General features: G+C 68.1%; 10 protein-coding genes. 9 read left to right on the top strand and 1 reads right to left on the bottom strand.

The features are described 5' to 3' along the window. The 8 genes from rsmI to glmU all read left to right on the top strand — a co-directional run bounded on the left by rsmI (position 1) and on the right by glmU (position 9414). A complete protein-coding gene (rsmI, locus tag C6P64_RS00640) occupies positions 1 to 921 on the top strand; it encodes a 16S rRNA (cytidine(1402)-2'-O)-methyltransferase (RefSeq protein ID WP_105746663.1) in 921 nt (306 codons plus the stop codon). A 175-nt stretch (positions 922 to 1096) separates the two neighbouring features. Further along, the gene (locus C6P64_RS00645) at positions 1097 to 3784 is read left to right on the top strand and encodes a bifunctional acetate--CoA ligase family protein/GNAT family N-acetyltransferase (protein WP_105746664.1); all 2688 of its coding nucleotides are present in this window, start codon (positions 1097 to 1099) and stop codon (positions 3782 to 3784) included. 127 nt (positions 3785 to 3911) lie between these two features. Beyond that, positions 3912 to 4763: a 3-hydroxybutyryl-CoA dehydrogenase gene (locus C6P64_RS00650; protein ID WP_105746665.1), complete on the top strand. Its 852-nt coding sequence runs from the start codon at positions 3912 to 3914 to the stop codon at positions 4761 to 4763. After that, entirely contained in the window at positions 4763 to 4981 is a 219-nt protein-coding gene (locus C6P64_RS00655; protein WP_105746666.1) for a SlyX family protein, read from the top strand. Before C6P64_RS00650 ends, C6P64_RS00655 begins: the two co-directional genes overlap by 1 nt. Positions 4982 to 4992: 11 nt before the next feature. Continuing rightward, positions 4993 to 5229, top strand: coding sequence for an oxidoreductase-like domain-containing protein (locus tag C6P64_RS00660; protein ID WP_105746667.1), 237 nt, complete (start codon positions 4993 to 4995; stop codon positions 5227 to 5229). A 58-nt stretch (positions 5230 to 5287) separates the two neighbouring features. After that, complete coding sequence (locus tag C6P64_RS00665; RefSeq protein WP_105746668.1) at positions 5288 to 5998, top strand: transglutaminase-like cysteine peptidase; 711 nt, start codon at positions 5288 to 5290, stop codon at positions 5996 to 5998. A 26-nt stretch (positions 5999 to 6024) separates the two neighbouring features. After that, positions 6025 to 7941 carry a bifunctional diguanylate cyclase/phosphodiesterase gene (locus C6P64_RS00670; protein ID WP_105746669.1) on the top strand — a complete coding sequence of 639 codons (1917 nt, stop codon included), beginning with the start codon at positions 6025 to 6027 and terminating at the stop codon, positions 7939 to 7941. Positions 7942 to 8013: 72 nt separating this feature from the next. Next, complete coding sequence (gene glmU, locus C6P64_RS00675) at positions 8014 to 9414, top strand: bifunctional UDP-N-acetylglucosamine diphosphorylase/glucosamine-1-phosphate N-acetyltransferase GlmU (protein WP_105746670.1); 1401 nt, start codon at positions 8014 to 8016, stop codon at positions 9412 to 9414. Positions 9415 to 9441: 27 nt separating this feature from the next. Here the strand turns inward: glmU and C6P64_RS00680 are convergent, their stop codons facing one another. Further along, complete coding sequence (locus tag C6P64_RS00680; protein ID WP_105746671.1) at positions 9442 to 9939, bottom strand: Lrp/AsnC family transcriptional regulator; 498 nt, start codon at positions 9937 to 9939, stop codon at positions 9442 to 9444. Positions 9940 to 10075: 136 nt separating this feature from the next. Between C6P64_RS00680 and glmS the strand changes: the two genes are divergently transcribed. Next, positions 10076 to 11983 carry a glutamine--fructose-6-phosphate transaminase (isomerizing) gene (glmS, locus tag C6P64_RS00685; protein ID WP_105746672.1) on the top strand — a complete coding sequence of 636 codons (1908 nt, stop codon included), beginning with the start codon at positions 10076 to 10078 and terminating at the stop codon, positions 11981 to 11983. The last annotated feature ends 174 nt before the right edge of the window (positions 11984 to 12157 follow it).

The following is a 12157-nucleotide window of genomic DNA, read 5'->3' on the forward strand; positions in this document are numbered from 1 at the left end:
TTGAACCCCTCCTTCCAGCCGGCGCTGGGCGCCGCGCAAGCGGCAGCCGGTGCGCAACATTATCCCGCCGGGGCGCTCTACGTGGTAGCCACCCCGATCGGCAACCTGGCCGACATCACGCTGCGCGCGCTGCACCTGCTCGGGCTGGTCGACGCGATCGCCTGCGAGGACACCCGCCACACCGCCAGCCTGCTGCAGGCCTACGGGCTGCACCGGCCGCTGCTCGCGCTGCACCAGCACAACGAGGCCGAGGCCGCGGTCGGCGTGGTCGAGCGGCTGCAGCGCGGCGAGCGCATCGCCTATGTCAGCGACGCCGGCACGCCGGGCATCAGCGACCCGGGCGCACGGCTGTGCGCGGCGGTACAGGCCGCCGGGCTGCGCGCGATCCCGCTGCCGGGCGCGAGCAGCGTGACGACGCTGCTGAGCGTGGCCGGACTGGCTTCGACCGATAGCGACGCCGCCTTCGAGTTCACCGGCTTCCTGCCGACCAAGGGCGCGGCGCGCGCGCAGGCACTGCGTCGGCTGGCCCAGCAGCCGCATGCCTGCGTGCTGCTCGAGGCGCCACACCGCATCCAGCAGCTGGCCAAGGACCTGGCCGAGCTCGGCGAGCGCCAGGTGACGCTCGGGCGCGAGTTGACCAAGCAGTTCGAGCAACTGGTCACGCTGCGCTGCGACAAGCTGGCCGGCTGGCTGGCGGCCGACCCGGTGCATGGCAAGGGCGAGTTCGCGCTCGTGCTGCATCCGCTGGCGCGCGCTGCCGCCAGCGAGGACGGCCCGGACGCCGAGGCGCTGCGCGTGCTCAAGCTGCTGCTGGCCGAATTGCCGCTCAAGGGCGCGGCCCGGCTGGCCGCCGAGATCACGGGCGCATCGAAGAACGCGCTCTACCAGGCCGGACTCGCGCTCAAGCCGGCCGCCGACTGAGCGGCCAGGTCGGCGCGGCGATTGCAAGGGCTGGACCAGCTCTGTGTCGATTTGGCGACAAGCCGAAGACGAGCTTGATTTTTGTCAGCCATTCGTCGGCATGTTGCGGCATGATGAGAGAAATTGATGCACTGCAACAAAACAGTGTCCTGCCTCCACCCAGACCGCCCATCCCATGAGCACACGCCACCTCGACTCCCTGTTTTCACCCCGCAGCGTCGCCGTCATCGGTGCCTCGGATCGCCCGCACAGCGTGGGCAACACGGTCTGGAGCAACCTGCAAGCCAGCTACCGCGGCGAGCTGCACGCGGTCAATATCGACCCGATGGCCCTGGGCGGCCAGCCCGTCTTTCCCGACCTGCAGGCGCTGGCGGCCCAGTGCGGCAAGGGCCCCGAGCTGGCGGTGATCTGCACGCCGGCGGCGGCCGTGCCGGGACTGATCGCCGAGCTCGGCACGCTGGGCACGCGCGCCGCGGTGGTCATCTCGGCCGGACTGACGCCGGCCCAGAAGCAGGCCATGCTGGAGGCCGCGCGGCCCTACACGCTGCGCATCCTGGGGCCCAACAGCATCGGCCTGCTGGTGCCGCACCTGGGGCTGAACGCCAGCTTTGCGCCGGCCAATGCGGCACCTGGCCAGCTCGCCTTCGTCTCGCAGTCGGGCTCGCTGATGTCGGGCATGCTGGACTGGGCCAATTCGCGCGGCATCGGCTTCTCGCATTTCCTCTCGCTCGGCGAACAGGCTGACGTCGATTTCGGCGACGTGCTGGATTTCCTGGCCAGCGACCCGCGCACGCGCGCCATCCTGCTCTACATCGAGTCGATCGAGTCGGCGCGCAAGTTCATGTCGGCGGCGCGGGCGGCGGCGCGCAACAAGCCAGTGATCGTGATCAAGGCCGGCCAGTCCGTGCTGGGCCAGCAGGCCGCGGCCTCGCATACCGGGGCCATGGCTGGCTCGGACGCGGTGTTCGACGCCGCGATCTCGCGCGCCGGCATGCTGCGCGTGCACACCCTGCTGCAGCTGTTCTCGTCGGCCGAGCTGCTGGCGCGCTTCCGCGACAACCGCAGCGAGAAGCTGATCGTGCTGACCAACGGCGGCGGCGCTGGCGTGATCGCGGCCGATGCCGCGGCCAACGCGGGCATCGAGCTGGCCGAACTCGAACCGGGCCTGGTCGAGCAGCTCGACGCCTTGCTGCCGGCCAACTGGTCACATGGCAATCCGGTCGACATCGTCGGCGACGCACCGCCACAGCGCTACCTCGAGGCCTTGCAGCTGCTGCTCAAGCAGCGCGACAGCGCGGTGCTGCTGGTGCAGGCACCGACCGCCATCGTCTCGAGCACCGAGATCGCCCAGGCCGTACTGCCGCTGGCCAGCCAGCGGCCCTCGCGCGTGCTGGCGAGCTGGCTCGGCAGCGGCATGGTGAGCGAGGCCAGGCGGCTGTGCCGCGGCGCCGGCATTCCCGACTACAACACGCCCGAGGAGGCGGTGCGCGCCTTCTCCTTCCTGCGCCAGTACCAGCGCCACCAGGCCGAACTGATGGAGATGCCCAACGCCGACCCGCTCGGCAGCCAACCCGACCTGACGCGCATGCGCGAGCTGGTCGAGTTCGTGCTGGCCGACGGCCGCGAGGTGCTGAGCGAGCCCGAATCGAAGGAGCTGCTGCGACTGGCGGGGGTGCCGGTGACGCCGACGCGGGTGGTGCCGCCCGAGCCCGAGGCCGCGGTCTATGCGGCCGAGACGGTCGGCTATCCGGTCGTGATCAAGATCCTGTCGCCCGACATCGTGCACAAGTCGGATGTCGGCGGCGTGCGGCTGAACCTGCATGGCGCGAGCGAAGTGATGGCCGCCGCCGAGGCGATGCTGCAACGGGTGGCCGAGCGCCAGCCCGGCGCGCGCATCGAGGGCTTCACGGTGCAGCCCATGGTGCAACCACTGCATTCGCACGAGCTGATCGTGGGCGCGAGCGTGGACCCGCAGTTCGGTCCGGTGATCCTGTTCGGCGCCGGCGGCGTGTCGGTCGAGGTGGTGGCCGACCGGGCCCTGGCGCTGCCGCCGCTCAATACCTCGCTGGCGCGCTCGCTGATCGGGCGCACCCGCATCGCCAAGCTGCTGCAGGGCTATCGCGAGGTGCCGGCGGCCGACCATGACGCGATCGTCCATGTGCTGCTGGCGGTATCGCAGCTGCTGGCCGACATTCCCGAGATCGCCGAGCTCGACATCAACCCGCTGATGGTCAACCACGAGGGCGCGCTGGCGCTCGATGCGCGCGTGCGCCTGAGCCGGGCCAAGCCGGCTGGTGCCTCCAACTTCGCGATCCGGGCCTATCCGCGCCACCTGATCGAGACCCAGCCCTGGGACCAGGGCACGCTGGTGACGCTGCGTCCGATCCGGCCCGAGGACGAGCTCAGGCACCTGGACTTCTTCCACCGGCTCGACCCCGAGGACGTGCGCATGCGCATGTTCAGCGCCCGGCGCAGCCTCGAGCACAGCGAGCTCGCGCGCCTGACCCAGATCGACTACGAGCGCGAGATGGCCTTCCTGGCCACCATCACCAATGCCGACGGGGTCGAGGAGACGATAGGCTCGGTGCGCGGCATCAGCGACCCGAACAACGAGGAGGCCGAATTCGCGGTGATCGTGCGCTCGGACATGAAGGGCAAGCACCTGGGCTGGATCCTGATGGACAAGCTGATCCGCTACCTGCGCGCCAATGGCACGCAGCGCGTGGTCGGCACCATCCTGCGCGAGAACAGCGGCATGCTGGACCTCGCGCGCAGCCTGGGCTTCGAGATCAAGCGCCACCCGGAAGACCCCGACCTGCGCTGGGCCGAGCTGCCGCTGCAGACCGGGCAGGCCCAGGCCTGAAGCCGCAGCCGCTGGCCAGCCGGTCCAGCGGCTTGACTTGCCGGCAGCGGCGCTGCGGCCAGAAAGGCCGCAGGTCGAGCCGGCATAATTTGTTTTTTGATCCGTTCCCCCCTTTGCAGGAATTTCCATGAGCAGCATAAAAACCGTCGGCATCGTAGGTGCCGGCACCATGGGCAATGGCATCGCGCAGGCCTGCGCGGTCAGCGGCATCCGCGCCGTGATGGTCGACATCAGCGAGGCCGCGGTGCAGAAAGGCCTCGCCACCCTCCAGTCCAGCCTGGAGCGCCTGGTCAAGAAGGACAAGCTCAGCGCCACCGACCGCGATGCCGCGCTGGCCCTGGTGCAGGGCACGACGGACTACGAGGCGCTCAAGGGCGCCGACCTGGTGATCGAGGCTGCGACCGAGAACCTCGAGCTCAAGATCCGGATCCTGCGCCAGCTCGACGGCCTGCTGCCGCCCGAGACCCTGATCGCGACCAACACCAGCTCGATCAGCATCACCCAGCTCGCGGCCGTGACCGCGCGCGCCGAACGCTTCATCGGCATGCATTTCTTCAACCCGGTGCCGCTGATGGCGCTGGTCGAGGTGATCCGCGGCCTGCAGACCAGCGACGCGACCCATGACGCGGTGCACGAACTGGCTCAGCGACTGGGCAAGACCCCGGTCAGCGTGAAGAACGCGCCGGGCTTCGTGGTCAACCGCATCCTGGTGCCGATGATCAACGAGGCCTTCTTCGTGCTGGCCGAGGGCGTCGCCTCGGCCGAGGACATCGATGCCGGCATGAAGCTGGGCTGCAACCATCCGATCGGCCCGCTGGCGCTGGCCGACATGATCGGCCTGGACACCTGCCTGGCGATCATGAACGTGTACTTCGACGAGTTCAAGGACAGCAAGTACCGCGCCAGCCCGCTGCTGAAGGAAATGGTCGCTGCTGGCCGCCTGGGCCGCAAGACCGGCCACGGCGTCTACGCCTACTGATGAGCACCGATCCGCGCACCGAGGACCGGCTGGCCGAGCTCGAGATCAAGGCCAGCTATGCTGACGACCTGCTCGACCGGCTCAACGAGCTGGTCTACCGGCAGCAGCGCCAGATCGAGCAACTGCAACTCGAGCTCGCCGCGCTGCGCGGCCAGTGGCGCGACAACGCGACGCCGGCCTTCCGCAGCCTGCGCGACGAGCTGCCTCCTCATTATTGAAACGGCCAGGCATGAGCCACTACACCGTCGCCCACCTGGGCGCGCTGCCCATCACCGATCTGGCCTGTGCCCAGGCCGCCATCCAGATGGCGCGCTCACTGGCCAGCCGTTCCGGCATCGAATTGCGCGAGCCGCCACCGGAGCCGACCAGCTGCTGCGGCCGCGGCTGCAACGGCTGCGTCTGGGAAAGCTATTTCACCGCGATGGCCTACTGGCGTGACGAAGCCCTGCTACAGCTCAGCGACTAGCGCCCGCTGGCAAATTCCTGCTGACCCGGCCCGGCAAGGCCGCTACGATGGCGGCTCCATGAGTGCCCTGATCCGCCACTTCCTGACTGCGCTCGGCGCGCTGACGGGCCAGCTGCCCGCCAGGCTGGTCGGCCTGGTGCTGGCGGCCGGCCTGGGCTGGACGCTCGCGCAGTCCGGACTCGACCGCCTGCATCTGCTGGCGCTGCAGCGCTATGGCAATCCGGCCGCCGAGATCGTGGGCGGCTGGCGCCACATGCTCGAGGAATCGCGCGCGCTGTCCGACGACGAGAAGCTCAAGGCGGTCAACCTGTTCTTCAACCGTCACATGCGCTTCAACAGCGACCAGGCGGTCTGGGGCGTGCCGGACTACTGGGCCACGCCGCTCGAATTCATGGGGCGGGCGCAGGGCGACTGCGAGGATTTCGCGATCGCCAAGTACATCTCGCTGCTGATACTGGGCGTACCGAACGAGCGGTTGCGCCTAATCTACGTCCGGGCCCGCTTCGGCGGCACCTCGGTCCTCAACAGCGAGGCGCACATGGTGCTGGGCTATTACGTCGATCCGGCTGGCGAGCCGGTCATTCTTGACAGCCTGCTGAACTCGATCCGACCCGCCGCCACGCGCACCGACCTGACCCCGATCTTCAGCTTCAACAAGCAGGGACTCTGGGTGCCAGGCACCCCTAGCACGGGCGCAGATCCAACGGCCAGACTGTCGCGCTGGCGCGACGTGCTGGACCGGATCAAGATCGACGGCATACAGTTATGACAGCAGCAAGCAAGGGAGAGGACGCGATGTCACTCGTCAAACAACTCTGGGTGGCCATCGCCCTGGTCATGCTCTCGGCCTTCGGCATCAGCCTGGTGGTCAATGTCTATTCCTCGCGGCAATATCTGGAGCAGCAGCTGCAGATCAAGAACATCGACAACGCGACCTCGCTCGCGCTGTCGCTGAGCCAGATGGCCAAGGACCCGCCGACGCTCGAGCTGATGGTGTCCTCGCAGTTCGACATCGGCCACTACCGCTTCATCCGGATCGTCTCGCCCAGCGGTCAGCCGCTGATCGAGAAACACTACGAAGGCAAGCTCGAGGATGTGCCGCAATGGTTCATCGACCTGATCCCGCTGCGGGTCCAGAACGGCCAGGCGCTGATCCAGGAAGGCTGGAAGCAGTACGGCACCCTGACCCTGGCCAGCCACGACCAGTATGCCTACAAGAGCCTGTGGGACGGCACGCGCAAGCTGGTGGCGTGGTTCCTGCTCGGCGGCCTGCTGACCGGCCTGCTCGGCACGATGCTGCTGCGCTTCATCACCCGACCGCTGCTCGACGTGGTGGCGCAGGCGCAGGCGCTGGCCGAGCGCCGCTTCCAGACCGTCAACGAGCCGCGCACGCCCGAGCTGCGCGCGGTCACCCACGCGATGAACCACATGGTGGGCCTGCTCAAGACCATGTTCGCCGAGGAGGCGCAGCGCCTCGAGGCCCTGCGCGACCGGGTCAACCACGATGCCGTCACCGGGCTGGCGAACCGGGAATATTTCCTCTCGCAGCTGGGCGAGATCCTGAGCGGCGAGCAGCATGGCTCCAGCGGCAGCCTGGTCATCGTCCGGCTCGAGGACCTCAACAGGCTCAACGACAAGCTGGGCCACCAGGGCGCCAACCGGCTGCTGCGCTCGCTCGGAGCCATGCTGCAGGACGGGCGCCAGGATTACGCCGGCCGGCTCAAGGGCGGCGAATTCGCCGTGGTCTACCAGAGCCAGGACTCGGCTGCCCTGGCGGCCCAGACCCTGCACGCGCGCCTGCTGCGCGACTGGCTGCCGCAATGGCAAGCCGAATGCCCGGCCCTGTTCCACCTGGCCGCGGTGCGCTACCAGCGCCACCAGAGCCTGGGCGAACTGCTGGCCAAGGCCGACCAGGCGCTGGCGCAGGCACAGGCCAAGGGCCAGAACAACTGGCATGCGCCCGAGGAAGGCAGCAACAAGCTCACCATACCGGCCGAGCAATGGCGCTCACTGCTGACGGAGGCGATCCGGGTCGGGCGCCTGAGCCTGGCCCTGTACCCGGTGGTCAGGGGCGCGCATGGCCGCTTGCGCCACCGCGAGGGCTCGTTGCGCCTGCAGACCGACATGAGCACGCCGCAGCTGACGGCCGGGGACTTCCTGCCGATGGCCGCCAAGCTCAACCTGACCACGGAGATCGACCTCGAGGTGGTGCGGCTGGCGATCAACGGCCTGCGCGAATCGACCGGCGACCTGGCGGTCAACCTGTCGGCCGAATCGATCACCGACTTCAGCTTCCGCAAGCAGCTCAGCGAGTTGCTGCAGGCCCATCCGGCGCTGCGCGTCCGGCTGCTGTTCGAGGTGCCGGAATACGGGGTGGCACGCCATTTCGAGGCCTTCCAGGACCTGATGCTGCGGCTCAAGTCGCTGGGCTGCCGCATCGGCATCAAGTATTTCGGCCAGAACTTCCTCGAAAGCGGCAAGCTCGCCAGTCTCGGGCTCGACTATGTCAAGGTCGACCCGAGCTATGTGCGCGGCATCGGCAGCCACAGCGGCAACCAGGAATTCCTGACCGGGCTCTGCACGATGGCGCATGCGCTGGGGATGTTCGTGATTGCCGCCGGCGTCGAGCAGGCCGACGACCTGCCCTTGCTGGAAAAGCTCGGCTTCGATGGCATGACCGGCCCCGGCGTCAGGCGGACCGATCCGGCCTGAGTCAAGAAACCGCCGTGAAAGCGGGTGGATAATCACAGAATAGCGTCAAGTTGACGTGTTTCTGGAGTTTTTATGAGCTTTCCCGTGGATGTGGTGATCATGGCGGCCGGCAAGGGCACGCGCATGAAGAGCAAGACCCCGAAGGTGCTGCAGCGCCTGGCGGGTCGGGCCCTGTCGGCCCATGTGATCGATTGCGCGACCCGGATCGCGGCGCGCCAGGCAGTGGTGATCACCGGCCACGGCGCCGAGCAGGTCGAGGCCGCCCTGGCCCCGCTGGCCAGCGAGCAGCTGGCGCTGAACTTCGTGCGCCAGGAGCCCCAGCTCGGCACCGGCCATGCGGTGCAGCAGGCACTGCCGGCGCTGGCCGATGACGGCATCACGCTGGTGCTGTCGGGCGACGTGCCGCTGACCCGTCCCGAGACGCTGCAGGCGCTGCTGCAGGTCTGCGCTGGCGAGCACCTGGCGCTGCTGACGCTCGAGATGGCCGACCCGACCGGCTACGGCCGCATCGTGCGCAACGTGATCGGCGACGTGCAGGCCATCGTCGAGCACAAGGACGCGACCGACGAGCAGCACCGCATCACCGAGATCTACAGCGGCATCATGGCGCTGCCGACCCGGCTGCTGCGCGGCTGGCTGGCGCGGCTCGACAACCGCAACGCGCAGAGCGAGTACTACCTGACCGACGTGGTCAAGTTCGCGGTCGCCGACGGCGCGCGCGTGCTCGGACACCGGATCAGCGACGCGGTGCAGGTCGCCGGCGTCAACAGCCCGGCCCAGCTGGCCGAGCTCGAGCGCGCCTATCAGCGCCGTTGCGCCGACGAGCTGATGGTCGCCGGCGTGCGCCTGGCCGATCCGGCACGCTTCGACCTGCGCGGCACGCTGGTCTGCGGCCAGGATGTCGAGATCGACGTCAACTGCGTCTTCGAGGGCCGGGTCGAACTCGGCGAGGGCGTGCGCATCGGCGCCAACTGCGTGATCGCCAACGCGACCATCGGCGCCGGCGCGGTGATCCACCCGTTCACCCATATCGACGGCGAGAAGGCCGGCGTCAGCGTCGGCGCGGGCGCACTGGTCGGCCCGTTCGCGCGCCTGCGCCCGGGCGCCCAGCTGGGCCGCGAGGTCCATGTCGGCAACTTCGTCGAGGTCAAGAACTCGGTCATGGCCGATGGCTCGAAGGCCAACCACCTGGCCTATCTGGGCGATGCCGATGTCGGCGAGCGCGTCAACTACGGCGCCGGCAGCATCACGGCCAACTACGACGGCGCCTACAAGCACCGCACCGTGATCGAGGCCGATGTCCACATCGGCAGCAACTGCGTGCTGGTGGCGCCGGTCACGATCGGCCAGGGCGGCACGGTCGGCGGCGGCTCGACCGTGACCAAGGACACGCCGGCCGGCGCGCTGACGGTGGCGCGCGGCAAGCAGCTCAGCGTCGCGAACTGGCAGCGCCCGAGCAAGCAGAAGGGCTGAGGCAGCGGCCCCGGCCGGACTTGCTCTTCAGCTGCGCCCGCGCTCCGGCAGCGGCAGGGCCGGCTCGAACTTGGCGCGCTTGAGGCTGAAGAAGGCGCGCACATTGCGCACATTGGCATCCTGGGTGAACAGGCGCTGCGCCAGCGCCTGGTAGCCCGGCATGTCGTGCACCGCGACCACCAGCACGAAATCCGGTCCCGGGCTGACGCGCCAGCATTGCTGCACTTGCGCGTCGGCGACGGCGCGCGCCTCGAAGGCGTCGAGCATTTCCTGGCCCTGGCGGTCCAGGCTGACCTCGACCAGCGCGGTCAGGCCATGACCGAGCAAGGCGGCGAGCCGGTCGGGTTGCAGCAGCGCGACCTGGCGCTCGATCACCCCCAGCTCGACCAGTCGCCGCACCCGGCGCAGGCTGGTCGCGGGCGAAATGCCCAGGCACTCGGCCAGGGCCTGGTTGGAGCGCGAGGCATCGCGCTGCAGTTCGGCCAGCAGCCTGAGGTCGATCGGATCAAAGGCAGATTCTTCCATCGATAAAACTTTATCAAAAGAATATTGCACACACTCAAAGGAAAGAAATATTTGCTCAAATATCATAAATATTTGCACACTTATTTCTCTGGCTTCCCATTACGATGAGCAAATACTACGTAATTTGAGGTCAACTATGTGTGGAATCGTCGGCGCAGTCTCTACGCGCAATATCGTCCCGGTGCTGGTGCAGGGCCTGCAGCGACTCGAATACCGGGGTTATGACTCCTGCGGCGTCGCGGTGCACCGCGGCGCGACCGTCGATGGCGCGCCCGCCGGCGTACCGGCCGGCCTGGACCGCGCCCGCAGCACGGCCCGGGTGTCCGAGCTGCAGCAGCAGGTCGAGCAGGACCAGCTGATCGCCGGCACCGGCATCGCGCACACGCGCTGGGCCACCCATGGCGCACCGGCAGTGCACAACGCCCATCCCCATTTCAGCCATGGCCCGGGTGCCCAGGCCCAGGAACGCCCGGCCCGCGTCGCGCTGGTGCACAACGGCATCATCGAGAACCACGACGAATTGCGCGCCGAGCTGCAGGCCCGTGGCTATGTCTTCGACAGCCAGACCGACACCGAGGTGATCGCGCATCTGGTCGACTCGCTCTACGAGGGCGACCTGTTCCAGGCCGTCAGCGCGGCCATCGCCCGGCTGCACGGCGCCTATGCGATCGCCGTCTTCCACAAGGACGAGCCGAACCGCGTGGTCGGCGCGCGCGCCGGCTCGCCGCTGGTGCTGGGCGTGGGCCAGGGCGAATACTTCCTGGCCAGCGACGCGATGGCACTGGCCGGCGTCACCGACCAGATCTGCTACCTGGCCGAAGGCGACCTGGTCGACCTGCAGCTGGGCCGCTACTGGATCTTCGACCGCGCCGGTCAGGCGCAGGACGCCAACCAGCGTCCGGTCAAGACGGTGCAGGTGCACAGCGGCGCGGTCGAGCTCGGGCCCTACCGCCACTACATGCAGAAGGAAATCTTCGAGCAGCCGCGCGCGGTGGCCGACACGCTCGAGGGCATCGAGGGCATCGCGCCCGAGCTGTTCGACGGCCAGGGCGAGCAGGCCGGTTCGGCCTGGCGCGTGTTCAAGGAGATCGACCGGGTGCTGATCCTGGCCTGCGGCACCAGCTACTACAGCGGCTGCACCGCCAAGTACTGGCTGGAGGACATCGCGGGCATCCCGACCCAGGTCGAGATCGCGAGCGAATACCGCTACCGCACCAGCGTGCCCGATCCCAGGACTCTGGTCGTGACCATCAGCCAGAGCGGCGAGACCGCCGACACGCTGGCCGCGCTGCGCCACGCCCAGAGCCTGGGCATGACCCACACGCTGACGATCTGCAACGTCGCGACCAGCGCCATGGTGCGCGAGTGCGAGCTGGCCTACATCACGCGCGCCGGCGCCGAGATCGGCGTTGCCAGCACCAAGGCCTTCACGACCCAGCTCGCCGGCCTGTTCCTGCTGACGCTGGCGCTGGCCCAGGCCAAGGGCAAGCTGTCGGCCGAGGACGAGGCGCGCCATCTGAAGGACATGCGGCATCTGCCGGTCGCGCTGCAGTCGGTGCTGGCGCTCGAGCCGCAGCTGATCCAGTGGGCCGAGGCCTTCGCGCAGAAGGACAACGCGCTGTTCCTGGGCCGCGGCCTGCACTATCCGATCGCGCTCGAGGGGGCCTTGAAGCTCAAGGAGATCACCTACATCCACGCCGAGGCCTATGCCGCCGGCGAGCTCAAGCATGGTCCGCTGGCACTGGTCACCAGCGCGATGCCGGTGGTGGTGGTCGCGCCCAACGACGCGCTGCTGGAAAAGCTCAAGAGCAATATGCAGGAGGTGCGCGCGCGCGGCGGCGTGCTGTATGTGCTGGCCGATGCCGACACCCATATCCAGAGCAGCGAAGGCGTCCACGTGATCCGCCTGCCCGAGCACTACGGCGTGCTGAGCCCGATCCTGCATGTGGTGCCGCTGCAGCTGCTGTCCTACCACACGGCGCTGGCCAAGGGCACCGACGTCGACAAGCCGCGCAACCTGGCCAAGAGCGTGACGGTGGAATAAGGCGGCCAGGGAAGAGCGATGCCGGCTTAGATTGACAATTGTTATGGATATTTCACTTGAGGCAGAGTTGTCAATTTTCTAAAAAAACTTTGTTGAGGATATTTTCTCCAATTGTCGATCTAGGTCCGACCTGTCTGCTCCCGAGCCCTTTCTGGAGTGATTTCAAGGTGCCCG

The sequence above is a fragment of the Malikia granosa genome, assembly GCF_002980595.1.
GTDB classification, from domain to species: domain Bacteria; phylum Pseudomonadota; class Gammaproteobacteria; order Burkholderiales; family Burkholderiaceae_C; genus Malikia; species Malikia granosa.